Raw genomic sequence first — 21,512 nt, 5'->3', positions numbered from 1 at the left:
TGGGGTGGGCGGGGGATGGGGCAGGATGGCGGGGTGAGTGACGAGGTGGACGAGCGGGTGACGCCGCCGCTCGTGGACGAGGCGGTGAAGAAGGCCGCGGTCTGCTGGGTGAGCACCGCCGGCGGCCCGGCGTACGCGCTGTGGTGCCTGCCGCTGGAGGGCACCCTGCTCGTGGTCACCGGTCCCGGCGAGCAGGCCGCACCCGGGCTGGCCGACAGCGACACGGCCGACGTGACGCTGCGCGGCGACCACGGCGGGCGGATCGTCAGCTGGCCGGCGCGGGTGACCCGGCTGCAACCGGGCACCGAGGAGTGGGACACCGTCGCGCCGCTGGTCGCGGCGAAGCGGCTCAACGCCTCCGGCTCCGCCGCCGAGCTGGTGGAGCGGTGGGCGGCACAGGGGTGCGCGCTGAACCGGCTCGCGCCCGCCGGCACCGCGGTGTCCGGCGCCGACCTGCCGGACGGCTCGCTGAGCGAGCAGCCCCGACCGACCCCTGTGGTACGGGCCGTCCGCAAGCCGTTCCGCCTGCACCGCGTCCGCCGCCGCTGACCGTGCGAACCGTCGGCGGGCCGGGTCAGGCGACGGGGACCGGGTCGAGCAGGTCGAGCACGCCCCTCAGTGAGGTCAGCGACGGCCCGTCGAAACCGTGGTCGGCGTTGAGGACCACGTGGTCGGCGAGATCCGGTGCCGCCAACCGGGCGGCGCTCAGCCCCGCCCGCTCCGCGCCGGTCAGTTCCTGGCTGTCGCCGTCCCCGACGTAGAGGCAGTCGGCCGGGGCCTGGCCGAGCCGGTAACACGCGGCCAGGTAGAGCGCCGGGTCCGGCTTGCAGCGTCCGAGGCGTACCGAGAAGACCTGGGCGTCGAGCAGCGGCGCGACGGCGAGCTGCGGCAGGAACGCCGGTAGTTCGTGCGTGCAGTCGCTGACCAGCCCGGTACGGACGCCCCGGTGGCGCAACGCGGCCAGCACCGGCACCGCCTCGGCGCGTAGCCGGGTGTCCGCGCGTACTGCCCGGTGCCGGGTGGCGACGGCGGCGCGCACGGTCGCGTCGGACGGGCGGACGCCGAGCCGGGCGCACACCCAGCGCATCGTCGACTCGGCGTTCCCGAAGGAGCCGCTGGCCCGTTCGTAGAAGCTGCTGTCCAGCACCTCCACCAGGGCCTCGGTGGAGCAGCCGAGCATGTCGGCGGTGGCGCGGTGGGCGGCTCCGCGCCGCACACCATGGGTCAGGGTGCCGAAGAAGTCGAACAGCACCGCCTGGAATCCGGGCATGAGGGAACGCCTCCGGACGTCGAGGGGGGATCGCCGGGACGCGCATGATCGTAACGGAGTGCTGACTTTCCGTGTCGGTCGGGTGTCCGTGTGAGGATTACCGTTCGTGCCGACCGTTCCGCATCGCCCGCCGCTCGACGCGCTGACGGTGGGCGCGCTCGCCCTGGCCGTCGCCTCGGTCTCGTCCTCGGCGCCGCTCGTGGCGTTCGCCGCCGCGTCGGCGCTGGCAGTGGCGTTCTGGCGTACCGCGTTGTCGGTGGCGGTCCTGGGCCCTGTCGCGTTGACCAGGAGGCGCGCCGAACTCCGGGCGCTGACAGTCGGGCCGGGCCGGCGCGAGGGGCTCTACTGCGTACTCTCCGGGGTCGCCCTGGCCGCCCACTTCGCCACCTGGATGCCGAGCGCGCAGCTCACCTCGGTGGCGGCCGCGACCGCGCTCGGGGCGACGCAGCCGGTGTGGCAGGGGCTGATCGCCCGCGGGCAGGGGCGGCGGCTGCCGACGGCGGTGTGGGCCGGAATCGCGGTGGCGGTGCTCGGCGCGGTGCTCGCCACCGGCGCCGACTTCGGCGTCTCCGGCCGGGCGTTCGCCGGCGACCTGCTCGCGGTGGTCGGCGGACTGTTTGCGGCCGTCTACACCGCGTTCGGCGAGCGGGCCCGGGCCAGCATCAGCACCACCACCTACACCACCGTCTGCTACGGCGTCTGCGCGGCGATCCTGCTCGTGGTGTGCCTGGTCGGCGGCGTACGCCTGCACGGCTTCGACGGCCCGACCTGGCTGGCGATCCTCGGCCTGGTGGCGGGCGCCCAGCTGCTCGGCCACTCGATGTTCAACTACGCCCTGCACCGGGTCTCCGCGACCACAGTCAGCGTGCTGATCCTGCTGGAGGCGCCCGGCGCGGCGCTGATCGGCTGGGTGTGGCTGGGGCAGTTGCCCCGGCCGCTGGCGCTGCCGGGCCTGGCGCTGCTGCTGGCCGGCGTGGCGGTGGTGGTGCTCGGCGGCGCGCGCGCCGGCCGTCGCGCCGCGCCGGTCGCGGCCCCCGCCGACCCGACGCCGCTCGGCGACTGAGCCGGTCGGGGCGAAGTCACGCCGTTCCGGCCACCGGGCCATCCGGTTTGCACGAAAGTGCTCAGGGTGGGGGCGGACCGGGACGACGCGGCGGAGGCGGGCACCGTCGTCACGCCCTCGGCCGAGTTCCCGCCGCTCGGCGACGAGGAACGGGCGGCGCTCGGCCGGATCGGCGAGCGCTGGCGCGGCCCGCGCCGCGCCGACGACCTGCCGGTCGACCCGACGCTCGGGCGGCACGACCGGCACCCGGCGCCCACCCGGTTCGGCCGGCTGGCGCCGATCGACATGTTCACGGTGGCGCAGCCGGACGAACTGGTCGCCACCGGTGCGGCCGACCTGCCTGGCGACCGGGCCGGCCGGACCGCCGCCCGGGTGCGCCGGGCCCTGCTCGGGCCGCCGCTGTCCAGCGCGTCGGTGCTGTACGAGCGGATGCGCAAACTCGTCGCGCTGCCGGTGCTCTCCTCCGACCTGCTCAGTTCCGTGGCGTACGGGCCGGAGGCGATGCTCGCCGTGCTGGTGCTGGCCGGGAGCGCCGCGCTCGGACTGGCCCTGCCGCTCGCCGCCGTGCTCGTGGTGCTGATGGTCGCCGTCGGCCTCTCCTACCGCCAGACCATCCCGGCCTATCCGCACGGCGCCGGCTCCTACATCGTCGCGGGGGACAACCTCGGGCGTACGCCGGGACTCGCCGCCGCGGCCGGGCTGATGCTCGACTACGTGCTGACCGTGTCCGTGTCGGTGGCGGCCGGGGTGCACGCGGTCACCTCGGCGCTACCCGGGCTCAGCTCGTGGGCGGTGCCGCTCGGGGTGCTGGTGATCGCGGTGCTGCTCGCCGGCAACCTGCGCGGCGTACGCACCGCGGGGAACATCTTCGTGCTGCCCACGTACGCGTTCGTGGTGGTGCTGCTCGCGGTGCTGGCTGTGGGTTACGCGAAGGCCGCGGCGCGGGGTTTCGCACCGGTGCCGCCGCCGTCGGTGCCCGCCGCCGAGGGCCTGGGCCTACTGCTGGTGCTGCGGGCGTTCTCCTCCGGCGCGGTGTCGATGACCGGCATCGAGGCGGTCTCCAACGCGGTGCCCGCGTTCCGCCCGACCGAGTGGCGCAACGCCCGCACCACGCTCGGCTGGATGGTCGCCATGCTCGTCACGCTGTTCGCCGGCCTGGTCGGGCTGATCCACCTCGACGGCCTGGTGCCCCGGGCGGACGAGACGCTGCTGTCCCAACTCGGCCGGGTGACGTTCCCGAGCGGGCCCGGGTACGCGATCCTCCAGGCCACCACCGCGCTGATCCTGCTGCTCGCCGCGAACACGGCGTTCAACGACTTCCCCCGGCTGCTGTTCTTCATGGCCCGCGACGGGCACGCGCCGCGCCGGTTCCTGCACATGGGTGACCGGCTGGCGTTCAGCAACGGGCTGGTGGCGCTGGCGCTGACCGCAGCGGCGGTGTTCGTCGCGTTCGGCGGGCACACCGAGCGGCTGATCCCGCTGTACGCGGTGGGTGTGTTCCTCGCCTTCACGCTGTCCCAGACCGGGATGGTGGTGCACTGGCGGCGCCGCCGGGGGCCGGGATGGCGTCGCCGGCTCGCCGTCAACGCGGCCGGGGCGGCGCTGTCCGGGCTGGTGCTGCTGACCGCGGCGGTCGCCAAGTTCACCGAGGGCGCCTGGGTGGTGGTGCTCGCCGTGCCGCTGCTCGTGCTGCTGTTCCGCCGGATCCACAGGCACTACGCCCGGCTGCACCACGCGCTGGCTCTGCATCCGCCGCCGTCCGCGCCGCCCGCCGAGGGCGACGAACTGCCCCAGCAGGTACGCCACCTGGTGGTCGTGCCGGTGGCCCGGCTGAACCGGGCGTCGCTGCGCGCGCTGGCGTACGCGACGTCACTCGGGCGGCCGACGCTCGCCGTGCACCTCGCTCCCGAGGAGGCCGAGGCGGACCGGTTCCGGGAGCAGTGGCGGGCCTGGGGCGACCACCTGCGGCTGGAGACGATCGTGTCGCCGTACCGGTCGGTGATCGGGCCGCTGGCGCACTACCTGGAGGCGCTGCACGCGGCGAGCCCGGACCTGACGCTCACCGTGATCGTGCCGGAGGTGGTGCTGCGCCGGCGGCGGTACCGGCTGCTGCACAGCCGCGCCGAGCAGCGGCTACGGGTCGCGTTGCGCGCGCTGCCCGGCGTGGTGGTCACGAGCGTCCCGGTGCACGTGTCGCGGTGACGCTCAGAGGTATCCGGCGAAGTGGTCGGCGACCAGCGCGGCGACTGCCTCGGCGTCCCGGCCGCGGTCCACCTCGATCACGCGTACCCCGAGCGCCCGGGCGCCGGCGACCGCGTCGGCGGCGACCAGCTCGTCGCGCGCGATCCGATGACGCCACGCCCGCTCCGGGTCGCTCACACCGGGATGCCGGGCCATCGCCCGCGGCAGCCGTTCCACCTGGTACGCGCGGAACTCCGGCGTCGGCACCAGCACCACCATCTGCCGGGTCGACTCGACGACCGGGGCGACCAGTTCGGGCCGCAGCCCCCAGCCCTCGGCGACCACCCGGCGGCCGCTCACCAGAGCGCTCAGGTCGTCCAGCACCCACTCGAAGCGGCGCGGAAACCCGGCGAGGGTCTCGGCCGCCATCCGCTCCGGGTCCGTCGTCACCCAGGTCGCCTCCGCGTCCGGGCCGTCCGGCGGCTCACCCCGTCGGATCCGGTCGGCGATCCGCCGGTCGTCGTGCCCTCGCGCGTCGTGGCGGTCGTAGAGGTACGCGGTCAGCCCGTACCGCAGTGCCAACGTGACCGCGAGTGTCGTCTTGCCGGCCCACTGCGCGCCGCCGATCCAGAGCGCGCGGCGGGCGGTGGCCAGGGGATCGAAGTCCATGCCCCGACACTGCGCCTCGCCAGCCCCAAGATCAAGTCTTGTTCTCGGCGTCCCCGCGTGATGAAGTGAGGGAGAAGGCGCAGATCAGACGTCGTGGACCTCCAGCACCCGGGTGGCGGGGGCCGCGTCGCCCAGCTCGGCGCGCAGCGCGACGCGCTCCGGGTCGACCAGGAACGCGTCGAGCCCGGCGCGGGCGGCGAACCGGATGACGTGCACCTCGGTCTCCCCGCCCCCGGTGCGCAGCCGACGTTCCAACTCGCCGCCGTGCCGGCCGAGCAGCGCCAGCACCGCGTCCTCGTAGCGCCGCCCGGCGTCCACGTCGGCGCTCAGGTCGACGAGCGCGACCAGCAGGACCGCTTGCTCCGTGGTCATGTGTTCCTCTCGGTTCCGTCAGGCGTCCAGCCCGAGCGCCTTCGCGCTGGCCGCCCAGAGCCGGGCGGCCAGCGCCGGGTCGGCGGCCTTGGGCCGGGGCCGGTGCGGCTTGCGGTCGGCGTAGTAGCCGCCGTCGATCAGCCGGGCGGGATCCTGGCAGGCGAGCCAGACGAGCGTCTCCGCGCCCTTCTCCGGGCTGCGGAACGGCAGCAGCCGCATGCCGAGCGCCACGATCCGGCTCTCGTTGCCGAAGCGGGTACGTACCACGCCGGGGTGGAACACGTGCGCCGGCACCTCCGGCCAGCGTCGCGCCGCCTCGGCGGTGAACAGGATGTTCGCCTGCTTGCTGGTGCCGTACGCGCGGAACGGCCGGTAGGAGCGCAACGCGGAGTTGAGGTCGTCCGGGTCCAGCACACCGCTGCGGTGCGCGTCCGATCCGGTGACCACCATCCGCCCGATCCGGTCCCGCAGCAGGTTGCTGAGCAGGAACGGGGCGAGGTGGTTGGCCTGCATGCTCAGCTCGAACCCGTCGACCGTGGTGATCGGTTCCAGCACGATCGCGCCGGCGTTGTTGGCGAGCACGTCGATCCGGTCGTACCGCTCGCGTAACCGCTCGGCGAGCCCGCGTACGTCGTCGAGCACCGCGAAGTCGGCGCGGAACAGCTCCGGCTGCTCGCCGCAGCACTCGCGGACCCGTTCGCCCGCGGCGCGCAGCCGGGCCGGGTCGCGGCCGACCAGCACCACCTGGTCACCGCGGCGCGCCAGTTCCTCCGCGGCGGCCAGCCCGATGCCGGAGCTGGCCCCGGTCAGCACCACGATCCGACGCTCAGTGAGATCTTCCACAGGTCCATTCACCCCGGTCACGGCACGAGGTTACCGTGGCGTCACCACGCCCTTTGGGATCGTTAAGTTCTCGAAATCCACCGCTGCGCCGGCACTCGCGCCGGACGCTGGAAGGAGCGCATCCATGACCGCTGTCGGTCGTCCCCGCCGATCCTGCCTGGCGGTACCCGGCTCCAGCGTCAAAATGCTCGGCAAGGCCCAGGGCCTCCCCGCCGACCAGGTCTTCCTGGACCTGGAGGACGCGGTCGCCCCGCTGGCCAAGCCGGACGCGCGCAAGAACATCGTGGCCGCGCTGAACGAGGGCGACTGGGCGGGCAAGACCCGCGTGGTCCGGGTCAACGACTTGACCACGCCGTGGACCTACCGGGACGTCATCGAGGTGGTCGAGGGCGCCGGGGCGAACCTGGACTGCATCATGCTGCCGAAGGTGCAGAACGCCGAGCAGGTGCACTGGCTGGACCTGCTGCTCACCCAGATCGAGAAGACGCTCGGCCTGGAGGTGGGCCGGATCGGCATCGAGGCGCAGATCGAGAACGCGGCCGGGCTGGTGAACGTGGACGCCATCGCCGGCGCCTCGCCCCGGGTCGAGACGATCATCTTCGGCCCGGCCGACTTCATGGCCTCGATCAACATGAAGTCGCTGGTGGTCGGCGCGCTGATCCCGGACTACCCGGGCGACCCGTACCACTACATCCTCATGCGCATCCTGATGGCCGCGCGGATGCACGACAAGCAGGCCATCGACGGCCCGTTCCTGCAGATCCGGGACGTGGACGCGTTCCGTGAGGTGGCGAAGCGCTCGGCGGCGCTGGGCTTCGACGGCAAGTGGGTGCTGCACCCCGGCCAGATCGACGCCGCGAACGAGGTCTACTCCCCGGCGCAGGCCGACTACGACCACGCCGAGCTGATCCTCGACGCGTACGACTACTACACCTCGGAGGCGGGCGGGAAGCTCGGCGCGGTGATGCTCGGCGACGAGATGATCGACGAGGCGTCCCGCAAGATGGCGCTGGTGATCGCCGCCAAGGGACGCGCCGCCGGCATGTCCCGTACCTCCTCGTTCACCCCGCCCTCGGAGTGACCGGCCCGGGCCGCCCCGAGTTCGCGGGGCGGCCCGCCGAGTTCAGTAGGTCGTGCTGTCGTAGCCGGACGAGTCCTGGTTCGCCGCCCAGACAATGAAGATCACGATGGCGGCGGTGGCCAGCACGGCCAGCACGGTGGCGATCCAGCCGACGATGATGCCTGCGGTGGCGAAGCCCTCGCCGCCCTCGCCGCGCTCCCTGATCTGCTTACGGGACACGTGGCCGAGGATCGCGCCCACCACGCCGATGTAGCCGCCGAGGCCGTAACCGCAGAGGCCGAGCGCGCCGACGATCGAAATGACCATCGCGGCGATGGCCAGGCCGTTCTGCTTCGGTCCGGAGGGGTACCCGTATCCGGGATAACCACCCGGGGGCGGGTAAGCGCCCGGCTGCGGATAGGCGCCCGGCGGGTAACCGGCCGCCGCGTACGGGTCGGCGGACTTCATGCCGGCGTACGGGTCGGCGGACGCGTACGGGTCCGCCGAGGTGGGCTGGGCCGGGATGGGATTGCCGGCCATCGGATCGGCCGGTGGGCTCGACTGCGGCCCGGCCGCCGAGGGGTCCTGCCAGCCACCGGACGGTGGGGGATAGGTCATCTGATCATCTCCAGGTACGTGGTCGCGCTCAGGGTAGCCACCTTGCGCGCGACACGGACGTCCCCTTTCCGGCCACCGCGTTGCCCGTGGGGTCGGCACGGGGCAGGATCCTCGGCATGGCACTTGACGCGCGTGGGGGTCGGTCGCGACGGGACATGAGCCGGCCGGGGTCGGTGCGGCGCCCGCGCGCCGGCGAGCCGGCCGGCGCCGCGGACTCCGAACGGCCGGCGCCGCTGCCGGAACCGGCCACCATGCGCCTGGACGGCCGGGTCGCGCTGGTGACCGGCGCGGGCAGCCCGGACGGCATCGGGTACGCGACCGCGCGCCGGCTGTCCGACCTGGGCGCCCGGGTGGCGATCGTGTCCACCACGAGGCGCATCCACGAACGCGCGGGCGAGCTGGGCGTCACCGGTTTCGTCGCCGACCTCACCGACGAGTCGGAGGTGGGCGCGCTCGCCGACGCGGTGGCCGAGCAGCTCGGCGACGTCGAGGTGCTGGTGAACAACGCGGGCCTGGCGAGCCGGGCCAGCCCGGAGGTGCTGCGGCCGGTGGCCCAGCTGACGTACGACGAGTGGCGCGGCGAGATCGACCGCAACCTGACCACCGCGTTCCTGTGCAGCCGCGCGTTCATCGGCGGCATGGCCGAGCGGGGCTGGGGCCGGATCGTCAACCTGGCCGCCACCGCCGGGCCGGTCAACGCGCTGCCCACCGAGGCGGCCTACGCGGCGGCCAAGGCCGGTGTGGTCGGGCTGACCCGGGCGCTGGCGATGGAGATGATCGCCGACGGGGTGACGGTGAACGCGGTGGCGCCCGGAATCATCCACACCGCGGCGTCCACCATGGCCGAGATCAAGCAGGGCCTGGGTACGCCGGTCGGGCGTCCCGGCACGCCGGACGAGGTGGCCGCGGCCATCGCGTTCCTCTGCTCGCCGGCCGCGTCGTACATCACCGGGCAGATGCTGGTGGTCGACGGCGGCAACAGTGTCCGGGAGGCGCAGTTCCGCTGACTGTCAGTAGGTGCCGTTGTCGGAGTTGGCCCAGATCGCCAGCCCGATCCAGCCGCAGCAGACCAGCAGGCCGATCGCGGTGAAGATGTAGCTGAGGATCAGTCCCCAGTTGGCGAGCTGGTCGCCGTCCTCGCCGGTCTGCCGGATCTGCCGCTTGGCCAGGTGGCCGCAGACGATGCCGGCGGGCGCGAAGACGAACGCGAAGACGAGCGACAGGATGGCGAGCACGTTCGTGCCACGGGGGCCTGGTCCCGGTCCCTGGCCGGGCGGACCGTACTGGCCGTAGGGCGGCTGCGGTGCGTACGGGGGTTGCTGGCCCCACTGCGGGTGCTGCTGGCCGTACTGCGGCTGCCCGTACGGCTGGCCGTGCGACGGCGGCTCGTACGGCGACGGTGGCTGCTCGTCGGTCACGGGCGCCCCTTTCCCCAGGTCGACGGCCCTTTCTCTTGCGGACGCTACCCGCAGCGGTGAACCTTTTCACAGCGGTTGTGTGGACTGGTCACCTTGGCGCGGCCGGTCGCGGGACCGATACTGACCGAGCGTTCAGTTACCCATGAGTAAGGCGCCGACCCCGGAGGCTGAGATGGCCCGACTCGCCCAGACACCCGGACTGACCGACGTGCAGCGGTCGATCCTGGAAACCGTCCGGGAGTTCGCCGACAAGGAGATCATCCCGCACGCGCAGCGGCTGGAGCACGCCGACGAGTACCCGAGCGACATCCTCGACGGGATGCGCGAGATGGGGCTGTTCGGCCTCACCATCGACGAGGAGTACGGCGGCCTGGGCGAGTCCCTGCTGACCTACGCGCTCGTGGTCGAGGAGCTGTCCCGGGGCTGGATGTCGATCTCCGGCATCGTCAACACCCACTTCATCGTGGCGTACCTGATCTCGCAGCACGGCTCGGCCGACCAGAAGGCCCGGCTGCTGCCCCGGATGGCCACCGGCGAGGTGCGGGGCGCGTTCTCGATGTCGGAGCCCGAGTGCGGCTCGGACGTCTCGGCGATCAAGTCGAAGGCCGTCCGCGACGGCGACAACTACGTCCTCAACGGCCAGAAGATGTGGCTGACCAACGGGGCGTACTCGTCGGTGGTGGCCACCCTGGTCAAGACCGACACCGGGGCCGACTCGGTCTACGGCAACATGAGCACCTTCCTGCTGGAGAAGGAGCCCGGCTTCGGCGAGACCGCGCCCGGCCTCACCATCCCCGGCAAAATCGACAAGATGGGCTACAAGGGCGTCGAGACCACCGAGATGGTGCTCGACGGCGTCACGGTGCCCGCCTCCGCCGTGCTCGGCGGCGAGGAGAAGGTCGGCCGCGGCTTCTACCAGATGATGGACGGCATCGAGGTCGGCCGCGTCAACGTCGCGGCCCGCGCCTGCGGCATCTCGATCCGGGCGTTCGAGCTGGCGGTCGCGTACGCCCAGCAGCGCCACACCTTCGGCCAGCCGCTCGCCAGGCACCAGGCCGTCGCGTTCAAGCTCGCCGAGATGGGTACGAAGATCGAGGCCGCGCACGCGCTCATGGTCAACGCGGCCCGGCTCAAGGACGCCGGCCAGCGCAACGACGTCGAGGCGGGCATGGCGAAGCTGCTCGCGTCCGAGTACTGCGCCGAGGTGGTCCAGGAGGCGTTCCGGATCCACGGCGGCTACGGCTACTCCAAGGAGTACGAGATCGAGCGCCTGATGCGCGAGGCGCCGTTCCTGCTGATCGGCGAGGGCACCTCGGAGATCCAGAAGACGATCATCTCGCGCGGTCTGCTCAAGCAGTACAAGCAGTAGGGGCCCGGCTCACCGCTCGGGCCGGCGCGCTGCCTGCTCGGCGGCGGGCAGGTGCCGCCGCGCGTGCTCGGCCAGCGCCGTCGGGTCGTCGGCGTACAGCCGGATCTCCCGTACCGGCTCGCTCGGCCCCTTCGGCAGCCGTACCGACAGCGGCTCGCGCAGCACCACGTCGACCGCCGTCTGGCTGCCGACGCCGAGGTTGAGCACCGCCGGGTCGTCCGCGTCGTACTGGACGGCCCGGCTGGACGGCAGCGACCGGCGGCGGACCGCCACCCGGGCGACCGCGCTCCACGGGATCGTGATGTCGACCGAGGTGCCGTTGCGCACCCGCAGGCCGGCGTCGTCGACGACGTGCGGATGGATCCGGAGGGCGGCCAGCAGCCCGATCATCCACAGCACACCCCAGACGCCGAGCGCGATCGCCGCGTGCCGCACTGTCGGCTGGTCGACCGTGTGCCGCAGGATCACGTCGAGGATCGGGATCTCGATCGTGGACAGGGCGATGAAGGCCAGCAGGATCGGCTGCACGCCGCCGACGTAGGCGTACGTCCCCGCGCCCGGGGCGACCGGATACGGGCGGCGCAGGATCCACCGGGTGAGGCTGCGCCACATGCCCCACTCGTACGCCACCGCACGCCGCGCCAGCCGGATCGCCCGTCCCATGACCGCACCCCCTCTTTTTCAATACAACTGCAATGTAAAACGCGTGTCGGCGAGGTGTCAATGCAGTCGTATTGTGAAACCATGGGGACATGCCGAAGCGGGTCGACCACCGGGAGCGTCGCGCGCTGATCGCCGACGCGCTGATGCGGGTCGCGGCCGAACAGGGCCTGGAGGCGGTCAGCCTGCGCCACGTGGCCGCGGCCGCCGAGGTCAGCCCCGGGATGGTGCAGCACTACTTCCGCACCCGGGACGAGATGATGGTCTTCGCGCTCGCCGTGGTGCGCGAGCGCAACGAGGCCCGGGTCCGGAGGGCGGTCGAGCCGCTCGGCGCGACTCCGGCGCCCCGGGCGCTGCTGCGGGCCATGCTGGCCGAGCTGCTGCCGCTGGACGAGGACCGGCGGGCGGACGGACGGGTGGCCCTGGCGTTCCTCGCGTACACCGCCGTCCGGCCGGCCGTGGCCGCCGCGCTGCACGACGAGACGGCCGCGCTGCTGGCGTTCGTGGCCGGGCAGATCGCCGCCGGCTCACCGCTCGTCGCGGACGGCCGGGTGGACCCGGAACGGGCCGCGGTCGGGCTGCTCGCGGTGATGGAGGGTCTCGGCATCTACGTGCTCGGCGGCCACTACCCCCCGGAGACCGCGTTGGCCGCGCTCGACGCCCAGCTCGACCTGATCTTCGGGCCCGAACCCCCGCCCGGCGCCGTCAGCCGCGACGGGTCAGGCCGGCGGCGGCCCGCTCGACGATGAGGCACTTGTCCTCGACGTAGTCGAGGCCGGCCTCCTCGGCGATCCGGCGCGCCTCGTCCGAGAAGATCCCGAGCTGCAACCACACCGCCGGGGCGCCGATCGCCACCGCCTGCCGCACCACGTCGACCGCGTCGCGGGCCGGGCGGAACACGTCGACCAGGTCGACCGGGTGCGGGATGTCGGCGAGCGCCGGGTACGCCTTCTCGCCGAACAGCTCGTCCACAGTCGGGTTGACCGGGATGATCCGCCACCCGTGCCGCTGCATCTCCAGCGGTACGCGGTGCGCGGCCTTGCCCGGATCACGGGAGGCGCCCACGACGGCGATCACGGCGGAGTCGGCGAGGATCTGCTGAGCGGAACGCATTCCCCGAGACTAGCCCCGCCGGTGCGGGTTTCCCCCGGTCGCTAGAGCAGGGAGAGCTGTTCGGCGGCCGGTGCGGGCGGCGGGGTCTCGGGCAGCCGTCTGTTGTCGCCGGTCTCGCCGCGGTTCAGCCCGTGTCGGCGTGCCGCCATCCGCACCCGCGCTGTCACCTCCCGCTGGTACGCCTGCGGCGCGTATGAGCCGGCCTGGTAGAGCTGCCGGTAGCGGGGCACCAGGTGGGGGAACTCCCGGGCCAGCCAGCGGGCGTACCACTCCCGGGCACCGGGCCGCAGGTGCAGCGGCAGCGGCGTCACGCTCGCGGCCCCGGAGGCGGCGACTGCTGCGACAGTGGCGTCGATCGACTCCTCGTCGTCGCTGAGGCCGGGCAGGATCGGCGCCATCAGCACGCCGACGGAGAAGCCGGCGTCGGTGAGGGTGCGGACCGCGTCGAGGCGGCGGCGCGGGCTCGGCGTACCAGGCTCGGCCGCCCGCCAGAGCGCCTCGTCGACGAACCCCACCGAGTACGACAGCCCGACGCGTGTCACCTCGGCCGCCTGGCGCAACAGGGGCAGGTCGCGCAGCAGCAGTGTGCCCTTGGTCAGGATGGAGAACGGGTTCGCGAAGTCCCGCAGCGCCTCGATGATCGGCGGCATCAGGCGGTAGCGGCCCTCGGCTCGCTGGTAACAGTCCACGTTGGTGCCCATGGCGACGTGCGCGCCGCGCCAGCGAGGCGCGGCCAGTTCGCGGCGTACCAGCTCGCCGGCGTTGACCTTGACGATCACCTTGCGGTCGAAGTCGGCGCCCGGGTCCAGGTCGAGGTAGGTGTGGGTGTTGCGGGCGAAGCAGTTGTGGCTGACCACGCCGTTGGCGATGAAGTCGCCGGTGCCGGTGGTGATGTCCCACAGGGGAAGCTCCAGGCCGAGGTCCTCGACGGCTGTCACCTGGAGCTGCGCCGCGCACTTGAGCGCCATGCCCTCGATCGAGCGCCGGGCCGTGACGGCCGGGTCGGTGAGGTGGAAGAAGCGCAGCCGCTCCGGCAGCCCGCCGGTCAGCCGGAGCTGCCGCGCCGCACCGGGGGCGCCCGGCACGTCGAGCGCCCACCGGAAGTCGAGACGCTCCAGCGCCGCGGCCGCGCGGTCCCGGCTCTCGTCGTCGGCGACGCTGATCCGGAACACGCCCCGGTGGCAGGTGCCGGCGGCGTCGAACATGCCGGCCAGGTAGCCCAGCGCCCAGTCGTCCGTCGTCTCGTCGATTGGCTCGAACAGCCCGGTGACGACGTCGGCCGGGCCGGCAGTGCGTACCACAGTGGTCGTCGCCCGGCGGCCGACCCGGACGACGGTGGTCCGCTCGACGGTGACCCCCGCGTCGGCCAGATAGCGTTCGGCCCGGTCCAGCGCCTCCGCCTCGGCGGTGGCCAACCGGAACCGGGTGTCGCGCCGGTGACCGGAGTGGCCGTCGTCGCGGACCAGGGCGTGCAGGTAGCCGCGGCGGTAGTCGGCCGAGCGCTTCGGCGCCACCGCGAACCGGCCGGTGCCCAGCAGGCGGTTGCGGGTGGTCAGGTGGGGACGGCGTCCGCCGCCACGCATCGTCCCGGTGACGTGCTTCCAGCCGCGTTCGGTCAGGAACCTGTGGTCGCCGCTGGCGACGAGCGTGGTGCCGTCGGCGAGGGTGACCCGGTAGGCCCGCTTCACCGTTGACCACTTGTCGAGCACCGTGGTGACGACGTAGTGGCGGTAGGCGCCGCTGCGCCGGGTGCCGTAGATCCGGTCGCCGGGCTCCAGCTCGCTGATCGCCCTGGTGCGGCCGTCGGCCATCAGGATCGGAGTGTCGCCGCCCAGGCAGTAGACGCAGGCGTGCGAGCAGCCCCGGTAGGGGTTGATGGTCCACTCGAACGGCACGCGTGACTGGCCGGGCACCCGGTTGATGATCGACTTGGCGTGGACCTCGTAGAAGGTCATACCGGCGAAGCCCGGGGTGTCGAACGTGCGGGCGACGGCGCCGGGCAGCGCCAGCGGCAGGGGTGGAGCCGCCGGCGCCGCCCGATCGGGAGTCCCCTCGTCCGGGGGAGCGGAGAGGTTGTCCCAGCGCATGGGGTTCATTCGAACACGTGTTCGAACAAAGCGCAAGCGAGCCCGCCGCGGTACGGAAACGCCGCCGGCCGGCGCCCGAAGCGGGGCACCGGCCGGCGGCGTGTGGAACGTCAGTGGTTGTGCTCGGCCAGCTTCTTGCGGACGTCGTCCATGTCCAGCGCCTGGACCTGCTCGATGAGGTTCTCCAGCGCCGACTCCGGCAGCGCGCCCGGCTGGGCGAAGACGATCACACCGTCACGGATCGCCATGATCGTCGGGATGGAGCTGATGTTGAACTTCGCCGCCAGCTCCTGCTGCGCCTCGGTGTCGACCTTGCCGAAGGCGATGTCCGGGTGCTTCTCCGAGGAGCGCTCGTAGACCGGGGCGAAGCGCTTGCACGGGCCGCACCAGTCCGCCCAGAAGTCGAGCAGGACGATCCCGTCGCGCCCGGTCACCTCGTCAAAGTTGGCCGTGGTCAGCTCAACCGTTGCCATTTGCTCTCTCCGATCACCGCGGATTGTCGTACGTCCGGTGGAACCAGGGTCAGTCCGTCCGAATTCCCGCCGCGGGGGTGACGAAACGCTGAGCGCCGGGACGGTGACCCTGAGCACATCGAACACCATCTGTTGGCTCCGTTCGTGCGGAACGCAAATGCACGCCGCACTTGCGTGACGGGACGTGATGGGAGCGTTTCCAAGGAGATCACTCTCAGTTTCCGCTACGTCTCGGTAACTTCGGGCTTGACGAGCATCTATCCGGCCTGCGGAGATCGCTTATCGACCTCGTGTCGGTTACTTTGAGTAGTGTTACGAAAAGGTAAATGTGACCTCCGTCTCTGTCGGCGACGGGTGGTCGTACGGCAGAATTCTTCGCATCAGAGCGTGGGCGGCGGGTGCCGGGGAGGGCCCCGCCGCTCATTGCGTCCGGACCTCGGTGGCCCCCGGTGTGACATTTCCGCCGGGCGAGCGCCCCGCCCCTCGCCTTAACAAGCGATAAGGCATGCTGTGCCGAACTCCATCGCCGCCCGTGAAGGGGACAAGGATGCAGTTCGGCCGCTACTACGAGGAGTTCGAGGTCGGCGCGGTCTACCGGCACTGGCCGGGCAAGACGGTCACCGAGTACGACGACCACCTCTTCTGCCTGCTCACCATGAACCACCACCCGCTGCACATGGACGCGCACTACGCCGAGTCCGCCTCGCAGTTCAAGCGCAACGTGGTGGTCGGCAACTACATCTACTCGCTGCTGCTGGGCATGTCCGTGCCGGACGTCAGCGGCAAGGCGATCGCCAACCTGGAGATCGAGTCGCTGCGGCACGTCGCACCGACGTTCCACGGCGACACCATCTACGGCGAGACGACGGTGCTGGACAAGCGGGAGTCGGCCTCGAAGCCCGACCGCGGCGTGGTCGCGGTCGAGACCCGCGGCTACAACCAGGACGGCACGCTCGTCTGTGTGTTCCGCCGCAAGGTCATGGTCCCCAAGAAGGAGTACGCGGCCGCCGCCGTCCCGGACGGCGTCGACCCGGAGCGTCCCAGCTTCCCCGAGCCGCGCTGACCTCGCGTCCGTCCGGCCACCGGGCCTCGTTCTCCGTTCGGCGGGGACGGGGCCCGGACCTCGTCCGGGGGCATATGCTCGGGCTGGAGGTTCCCATGAGCCACTCCGTAGCCGGAGAGCCGCCTTCCGCCGGTCGCCGTGCCGCACCGCTCACCACCGCCGCCTACTCGGCGGCGGAGTGGGACCTGCTGACCGACCTGCCGGGCCGCGTCCTCGTCGCCGCCGCCTCACCCGGACCCGGGCGCCCGCCGCGTGGCGTCGCCGCCGGTCTGGCCGGCCTGGACGCGGTGGCCGCCGGCCGGGCCTTCGACAGCGATCTCGTCCGCGCCGTGGTGGCCGCCATCTACGCCCGCCACGACGGGACCACCGAGCGGGACGAGCGCCTCACCGACCTGGTCGACCTGCTGGCCGCCGCCCGGGCCGCGGTACGGGTGCTGCGCCGCCGTGCCGACCCGGCCGACTCGGCGGCGTACCGGCAGTGGGTGGAGTCGGTCGCCGCCCGGGTGTGCCGGGCCGGGCAGACCGCGTCGAGCCCCGCCGACACACGCTTCCTCGACCGGCTGGGCGGCGCGCTCGACCTGCGCTGACCGGGGACGCCGCCGGGCCGTACCCTCGGCAACCGTGACCGACGACCAGCTCGACGTGGGTGTGGGGCCGTGGCCCGGTGACCCGCCGGACGACCCGCGCTACGACCCGGAGCTGCTCACCGCCGGGGACCGGCGCAACGTGGTGGACCGCTACCGCTACTGGCGGCGCGAGGCGGTGGTGGCCGACCTGGACCGGCGCCGGCACGACTTCCACGTGGCGATCGAGAACTGGCAGCACGACTTCAACATCGGCACCGTGGTCCGCAACGCCAACGCCTTCCTCGCCGCCGAGGTGCACATCGTCGGGCGGCGGCGGTGGAACCGGCGGGGTGCCATGGTGACCGACCGCTACCAGCACGTCCGGCACCACCCGACGATCGAGGAGTTCGTCGCGTGGGCGCGCGACGAGCGGTTGCCGGTGGTCGGGATCGACAACCTGCCCGGCTCCCGGCCGATGGAGACCGCGGTGCTGCCGCGCCGCTGCGTGCTCCTGTTCGGCCAGGAGGGGCCCGGTCTGTCGGCGGTGGCCCGGTCGGCGTGCGAGGCGCTGTTCTCGATCGCCCAGTACGGCTCGACCCGGTCCATCAACGCGGGCGTGGCCAGCGGCATCGCCATGCACGCCTGGATCCGGTCGTACGCCGGGCCGCCGCCGGACTGAACGCCGCGTGGGTCCACCGCCGGACGGAAATCCCACGTTCGTCGGCCCGCCCCGCTTGACGCCTCGCGGGTCCGGAGTGACGGTGAGGGTGTGACTGTCGCGGTGAGTTGTCCGAAGTGCGCGGGCCCGGTGCGCGAGCCGGATCTGATGCACGCCGAGCACCGGTGCGTGCGCTGCGGCCCGGTCGCGCCGCTGCACGTGCCGGAGCACATCAGTGCCGAGATCATGGCCAGCGTGGTGGAGCGGATGGCCGCCGACCCCGACCCGGCAGGCCGGCTCCGGATGCCGCTGTGGTGCCCGTGGCCGCTCCCGCCGGGCTGGACGCTCACCGGCGTGGCGTGGGCGGGCGACGACCGCGCGGGCGTACGGGCCACGCTCGTCGCCTGCGCCGGTCCGGCCCCCCTGGACGGTGGCCCGGCCGACCTGATCTTCGTCGCCGAGGAACCCGGCGTCGGTCTCGGTTCCCGCTTCGCGGGACTGCCCGGACCCGACCCCGGCCCACAGGTGGAGGAGGCGCTCACCGATCCCGGCCCTGGTCATCCCGAGCGCCTGCCGCACGCGAAGATCCGGGTGGGCGGCCATCCGACTCCACTGTGGCTCGTTCGCTCCGAAACGGATCGAAGCGCGTACGCCGGCGAGGCTCGGGGAATGTGGCTCCATGCGATAGCCTGGCCGGCGAGTGCGGGTCACCTCCTCGCGGAAGAAGTCGTGCTGCACGACCTCACCGAGTGGACACCGCCCGAACTCGTGTACGGCGCACCATCTCCGTACCTGCACGGGCGGGCCTGACCGGCTCGCCACGGCTAGTCGGAGAGCGGACGCAGATATTCACGGTAAGACACCATGCTGATACTCTGGGTGCCGCTGCGGTAAACGGACCCGGCGCCGCGCGAGAGGATGGCCCGCTATGGTCAAGAAGGTCCTCACCTGGGCCGGCATCGCATTCTTGATCTTCTTTGTTGCGTACCGGCCCAACTCCGCCGCCGACGTCTTCAAGTCTCTCGGCGGCGGCATCATGGACATCGCGCAGGGCTTCGGCGACTTCTTCACCAACCTCGTCGCCTAGCCGCCCATGGGAAGCCCCTCCGGTCCACCCTTCGACCCGGACGACCCCGACCGGGCACGCCGGGAGCGCGACACCGAGCCGATCCCCCGGATCGACCCGGACGACCCGGCCGGTTACGGTCCCGGCCCGTACACGGACGCGGACGACGCCGGTTACGGCAGCGCCTACACCGGTGAGGGGCGGTCCGGCCGGGCCTGGGCGCGTGACCCGGACGGCTTCCCGGACCAGCCGATCTCCGAGGACGAGTTGGCCGGGCTGCGGTCCGACGCCTCCGGCATGGCACCCCGCCGGGTGCTGCCGCTGGAGGACGAGCCCAGCTCGCTCGTGGCGCGTTACCTCTTCCCCACCGAGCGCTACCGGGGCGAGTGGAAGCGGCACTGGATCCACCTCACCACCCCGATCATCGTCGGCGTGGCGGCCACGTTCGTGCTCGGCTACCTCTCCGGCTTCCTCGCCGGGCGGGACGTCGGCGCGTTGACCACCGTCGCCGTGCTGCTCTGGTTCGCCGTGATGGGCTGGGTGGCCTGGAAGGTCGCCGACTGGTGGTACGACCGGTTCATCCTGACCAACAAGCGGGTGATGGTGGTCAACGGGATCATCACCCGGCAGGTCGCGATGATGCCGCTCACCCGGGTCACCGACATGAAGTACGAGCAGAGCCCGACCGGCCGCGCCCTCAACTACGGCACGTTCGTGCTGGAGTCCGCCGGTCAGGAACAGGCACTCCGAGTGATCAAGAACCTGCCCAACCCGAACGAGCTCTACCTGCGCGTGGTCGAGGAGATGTACGAGCCGCAGGCGGTCGAGGCGCGGCTGGGCAAGGAAGCCGACGAGGCCAAGGCCGACGACGGAGCCTGAAACTTTTCGTCCGAACATCGGATGAACTGCACACCTTCCGCCATCGACCCGACCGGGCAGGCCGTGGCATTCTGCCAGGCAGGACGGGGGGAGATGAGTGTGGTGGTGAGCAGAGATCCGCTGGAGGAGGAGTTCCGCGAGTTCGTCGCGGCCCGGTCCGGCGCACTGCTGCGCACCGCGTACCTGCTCGCCGGTGACTGGGCCACCGCCGAGGATCTGCTCCAGACCGCGCTGACCAAGACCTACCTCGCCTGGAAGCGGCTCGGCGGGATCGACGCCATCGAGCCGTACGCCCGCCGGGTCATGGTCAACACGTCCACCAGCTGGTGGCGGCGCCGCTGGCACGGCGAGCGCCCCACCGAGGTGCTGCCGGAGCGCGCCGGCGTCGACGAGATCGAGCAGCAACTCGACCGGGACGCGCTCTGGCGGCACCTCCAGGCGCTGCCGGCCCGGCAGCGCGCCGTACTGGTGCTGCGCTTCTACGAGGACATGTCCGAGGCGCAGACAGCCGCGCTGCTGGAGATCTCCCCGGGCACGGTCAAGAGCCAGACCTCCCGTGCGCTGAACACGTTGCGCCGCCGGCTCGGCTCCGAGGCGGCCCTGAGCCTGCCCACGCCGGCCGACGCGCCCGCCGCGACCCCGCCTGCCTCGCCCGCCGCAGCCGGCCGGTCCGTCCCGCCGGCCCGGGGCGCCGAGCCGACCCGTGCCCCGGCGCGACGGCCCGCCGCCCGGGTGCCCCGACCGCTCCCACCCGCGACTCCGGTCCGCCCCGCCGTCCCGATCGCGGCGAAGAGCCGATGAGCGGCACCCGGCAGCACTGTGACAACCGGACGGGCAGCCCGGAGCGTCCATTCCCCGTGAGCGACGACGAGCTGGAGCGGGCGCTGCGGGAGACCCTGTCCCGCCGCGTCGAGACGTCCCGCCCGCTGCCCGCCGACCCGGCCGGGGAGATCCTGCGCCGGGCGCGGCGCACGGGCCGGCGGCGCACGCTCACCGGCCTGGCCCTGGCCGGGGTCGCCACCGTTGTCGTCACCACCGGGGTGGCCCAGTTCAGCGCACCGGGCGGCGACGGCGGCACGCCCACAGTGGTGCTCGGCGACCCGCCCGTCCTCTTCCCGTCCCCGTCGCCCTCCGGGCCGTCCTCGGTCACCCGCTTCGGGCCGGTCCGCGCCGAACTCGACCTGCTCGTCGGTGACCGGCTGGACACCAGCGGCGGTGAACGGCGGCAGCTGACCGGTGTGAGCGGCGTCGAACGGGCGCAGCGGATCCACGAGCAGGAGGGCTGGCTGCTCACCTCGGCGGCCACCGTCGCCGGCCGTACCCTCTGGTGGGTGCCGGTCGGTGGCGCCGCGCCGCAGGTCATGCTCGCAGCCGCGGACGCGGTGGCGATCTCCCCGGACGGCCGCCAGGTCGCCTGGCGGGACGGCACGGACGTGATCGCCGCCGGTGTGGTCGCCGGCCAGCTCATCGCGCCGGTCCGGATCGCCGCGCCGGAGGGCGCCGTGCCGGTCGGCTTCGCCGGCGACACCGTGCTGATCCGGCAGCCCGGCGACGGCGGGATGAGCGTCTGGAACCGCGCGCTGGGCGGACAGCCGGGCCCGGTGAACCCGGCCGTCCGCACCGTCTACGGCACCCGGCCCGACGGCCGGGTGGTCGGCCTGGTCGCCGCCGGCCGGGATCAGCAGCTCTGCCTGGCCCTGCTCGACCCGGCCCGGGACCTCGCCCCGGTGCGTACCGGATGCGGCCTGAAGCTGGCTACCGACGGACTCGGCGCCGTCTCCTTCGACGGCCGGTGGCTGCTCGCGAACGGCACGTCGCGCACCGCCCTCCTGGTGGACCTGGCCGACCCGGCCAGCCCGGTCACCCACCCGGCCGGCCCGGTGCTGGCCGGCGGCGTGGCCTGGACCCGGGGCGGCGTGGCGCTGCACGTGGACGCGAGCGGCGGGCTGGTCCGGGTCAAGCCCGAGCGGGTGCTGGCCGGTGACCGGCCCACGGCCTCGAAGGTCGAAGGGCTGGCGCCGGAGGACCGCCCGGTGGTGGTGGCCGACGTCCCCACGGTGCCGGACGGGGCGTAGCGTCGGGCG

Annotated in this window: 25 protein-coding genes; 15 read left to right on the top strand and 10 right to left on the bottom strand. The window is 72.8% G+C overall.

The genetic code is table 11. The features are described from left to right. The first annotated feature begins 15 nt into the window (after positions 1-15). Positions 16-549 carry a hypothetical protein gene (locus tag BFV98_RS15995; protein ID WP_176921705.1) on the top strand — a complete coding sequence of 178 codons (534 nt, stop codon included), beginning with the start codon at positions 16-18 and terminating at the stop codon, positions 547-549. Positions 550-574: 25 nt separating this feature from the next. On the opposite strand, the gene BFV98_RS15990 is transcribed toward BFV98_RS15995, so the two are convergent. Next, positions 575-1,270 carry an HAD family hydrolase gene (locus BFV98_RS15990; protein WP_071096916.1) on the bottom strand — a complete coding sequence of 232 codons (696 nt, stop codon included), beginning with the start codon at positions 1,268-1,270 and terminating at the stop codon, positions 575-577. Between the two features lie 106 nt (positions 1,271-1,376). Between BFV98_RS15990 and BFV98_RS15985 the strand changes: the two genes are divergently transcribed. After that, positions 1,377-2,333, top strand: a complete 957-nt coding sequence (locus BFV98_RS15985) for a DMT family transporter (protein ID WP_071096914.1) — start codon at positions 1,377-1,379, stop codon at positions 2,331-2,333. A 66-nt stretch (positions 2,334-2,399) separates the two neighbouring features. Next, positions 2,400-4,535, top strand: a complete 2,136-nt coding sequence (locus tag BFV98_RS15980) for an APC family permease (RefSeq protein ID WP_255368132.1) — start codon at positions 2,400-2,402, stop codon at positions 4,533-4,535. Between the two features lie 3 nt (positions 4,536-4,538). Here the strand turns inward: BFV98_RS15980 and BFV98_RS32705 are convergent, their stop codons facing one another. The 3 genes from BFV98_RS32705 to BFV98_RS15965 form a co-directional block, all read right to left on the bottom strand. Continuing rightward, positions 4,539-5,183: a hypothetical protein gene (locus BFV98_RS32705; protein ID WP_071096910.1), complete on the bottom strand. Its 645-nt coding sequence runs from the start codon at positions 5,181-5,183 to the stop codon at positions 4,539-4,541. A gap of 84 nt (positions 5,184-5,267) precedes the next feature. After that, positions 5,268-5,555: a hypothetical protein gene (locus BFV98_RS15970; RefSeq protein ID WP_071096908.1), complete on the bottom strand. Its 288-nt coding sequence runs from the start codon at positions 5,553-5,555 to the stop codon at positions 5,268-5,270. A gap of 18 nt (positions 5,556-5,573) precedes the next feature. Continuing rightward, positions 5,574-6,398, bottom strand: coding sequence for an SDR family NAD(P)-dependent oxidoreductase (locus BFV98_RS15965; RefSeq protein WP_176921704.1), 825 nt, complete (start codon positions 6,396-6,398; stop codon positions 5,574-5,576). Positions 6,399-6,522: 124 nt separating this feature from the next. Between BFV98_RS15965 and BFV98_RS15960 the strand changes: the two genes are divergently transcribed. After that, a complete protein-coding gene (locus BFV98_RS15960) occupies positions 6,523-7,479 on the top strand; it encodes a CoA ester lyase (protein WP_013283881.1) in 957 nt (318 codons plus the stop codon). Between the two features lie 42 nt (positions 7,480-7,521). On the opposite strand, the gene BFV98_RS15955 is transcribed toward BFV98_RS15960, so the two are convergent. Continuing rightward, entirely contained in the window at positions 7,522-8,076 is a 555-nt protein-coding gene (locus BFV98_RS15955; RefSeq protein ID WP_013283882.1) for a DUF4190 domain-containing protein, read from the bottom strand. A 116-nt stretch (positions 8,077-8,192) separates the two neighbouring features. Here BFV98_RS15955 and BFV98_RS15950 point away from each other — a divergent pair, with 116 nt between their 5' ends. Continuing rightward, positions 8,193-9,083: an SDR family NAD(P)-dependent oxidoreductase gene (locus tag BFV98_RS15950; RefSeq protein ID WP_013283883.1), complete on the top strand. Its 891-nt coding sequence runs from the start codon at positions 8,193-8,195 to the stop codon at positions 9,081-9,083. Between the two features lie 3 nt (positions 9,084-9,086). Here the strand turns inward: BFV98_RS15950 and BFV98_RS15945 are convergent, their stop codons facing one another. Further along, positions 9,087-9,494 (bottom strand): DUF4190 domain-containing protein, encoded by a 408-nt coding sequence (locus BFV98_RS15945; protein WP_013283884.1) that lies wholly within the window; start codon positions 9,492-9,494, stop codon positions 9,087-9,089. A gap of 172 nt (positions 9,495-9,666) precedes the next feature. Between BFV98_RS15945 and BFV98_RS15940 the strand changes: the two genes are divergently transcribed. Next, positions 9,667-10,863 (top strand): acyl-CoA dehydrogenase family protein, encoded by a 1,197-nt coding sequence (locus tag BFV98_RS15940; RefSeq protein ID WP_013283885.1) that lies wholly within the window; start codon positions 9,667-9,669, stop codon positions 10,861-10,863. 9 nt (positions 10,864-10,872) lie between these two features. Here BFV98_RS15940 and BFV98_RS15935 read toward each other — a convergent pair whose 3' ends face one another. Beyond that, positions 10,873-11,526 carry a hypothetical protein gene (locus BFV98_RS15935; protein ID WP_071096905.1) on the bottom strand — a complete coding sequence of 218 codons (654 nt, stop codon included), beginning with the start codon at positions 11,524-11,526 and terminating at the stop codon, positions 10,873-10,875. Between the two features lie 89 nt (positions 11,527-11,615). Here BFV98_RS15935 and BFV98_RS15930 point away from each other — a divergent pair, with 89 nt between their 5' ends. Next, the gene (locus tag BFV98_RS15930) at positions 11,616-12,272 is read left to right on the top strand and encodes a TetR/AcrR family transcriptional regulator (protein ID WP_030273638.1); all 657 of its coding nucleotides are present in this window, start codon (positions 11,616-11,618) and stop codon (positions 12,270-12,272) included. Here the strand turns inward: BFV98_RS15930 and BFV98_RS15925 are convergent. From BFV98_RS15925 to trxA, 3 genes are all read right to left on the bottom strand, one after another. Then, positions 12,229-12,636: a CoA-binding protein gene (locus tag BFV98_RS15925; RefSeq protein ID WP_047890763.1), complete on the bottom strand. Its 408-nt coding sequence runs from the start codon at positions 12,634-12,636 to the stop codon at positions 12,229-12,231. The genes BFV98_RS15930 and BFV98_RS15925 overlap by 44 nt on opposite strands. A gap of 41 nt (positions 12,637-12,677) precedes the next feature. Then, positions 12,678-14,723 carry an intein-containing Rv2578c family radical SAM protein gene (locus BFV98_RS15920; protein ID WP_071096904.1) on the bottom strand — a complete coding sequence of 682 codons (2,046 nt, stop codon included), beginning with the start codon at positions 14,721-14,723 and terminating at the stop codon, positions 12,678-12,680. 110 nt (positions 14,724-14,833) lie between these two features. Further along, entirely contained in the window at positions 14,834-15,196 is a 363-nt protein-coding gene (trxA, locus tag BFV98_RS15915) for a thioredoxin (RefSeq protein ID WP_013283893.1), read from the bottom strand. A gap of 547 nt (positions 15,197-15,743) precedes the next feature. Here trxA and BFV98_RS15910 point away from each other — a divergent pair. From BFV98_RS15910 to BFV98_RS15880, 8 genes are all read left to right on the top strand, one after another. Next, the gene (locus BFV98_RS15910) at positions 15,744-16,259 is read left to right on the top strand and encodes a MaoC family dehydratase (protein ID WP_013283894.1); all 516 of its coding nucleotides are present in this window, start codon (positions 15,744-15,746) and stop codon (positions 16,257-16,259) included. 95 nt (positions 16,260-16,354) lie between these two features. Then, a complete protein-coding gene (locus tag BFV98_RS15905; protein WP_013473904.1) occupies positions 16,355-16,846 on the top strand; it encodes a hypothetical protein in 492 nt (163 codons plus the stop codon). Positions 16,847-16,880: 34 nt separating this feature from the next. Further along, positions 16,881-17,504 (top strand): RNA methyltransferase, encoded by a 624-nt coding sequence (locus BFV98_RS15900; RefSeq protein WP_013283896.1) that lies wholly within the window; start codon positions 16,881-16,883, stop codon positions 17,502-17,504. A 90-nt stretch (positions 17,505-17,594) separates the two neighbouring features. After that, positions 17,595-18,293 (top strand): DUF6758 family protein, encoded by a 699-nt coding sequence (locus BFV98_RS15895; protein ID WP_316250298.1) that lies wholly within the window; start codon positions 17,595-17,597, stop codon positions 18,291-18,293. Between the two features lie 118 nt (positions 18,294-18,411). Next, complete coding sequence (locus BFV98_RS32285; protein WP_013283898.1) at positions 18,412-18,570, top strand: hypothetical protein; 159 nt, start codon at positions 18,412-18,414, stop codon at positions 18,568-18,570. 6 nt (positions 18,571-18,576) lie between these two features. Beyond that, positions 18,577-19,428, top strand: coding sequence for a PH domain-containing protein (locus BFV98_RS15890; RefSeq protein ID WP_013283899.1), 852 nt, complete (start codon positions 18,577-18,579; stop codon positions 19,426-19,428). A 105-nt stretch (positions 19,429-19,533) separates the two neighbouring features. Beyond that, positions 19,534-20,229, top strand: a complete 696-nt coding sequence (locus BFV98_RS15885) for a SigE family RNA polymerase sigma factor (RefSeq protein ID WP_240638327.1) — start codon at positions 19,534-19,536, stop codon at positions 20,227-20,229. 56 nt (positions 20,230-20,285) lie between these two features. Next, entirely contained in the window at positions 20,286-21,503 is a 1,218-nt protein-coding gene (locus BFV98_RS15880; protein WP_244879718.1) for a hypothetical protein, read from the top strand. Positions 21,504-21,512: the final 9 nt, after the last annotated feature.

Source organism: Micromonospora sp. WMMB235, from assembly GCF_001855515.1.
GTDB classification, from domain to species: domain Bacteria; phylum Actinomycetota; class Actinomycetes; order Mycobacteriales; family Micromonosporaceae; genus Micromonospora; species Micromonospora aurantiaca.
The sequence above is the reverse complement of the archived record's forward strand: the minus strand, read 5'-3'. Positions and strand labels throughout refer to the sequence as shown.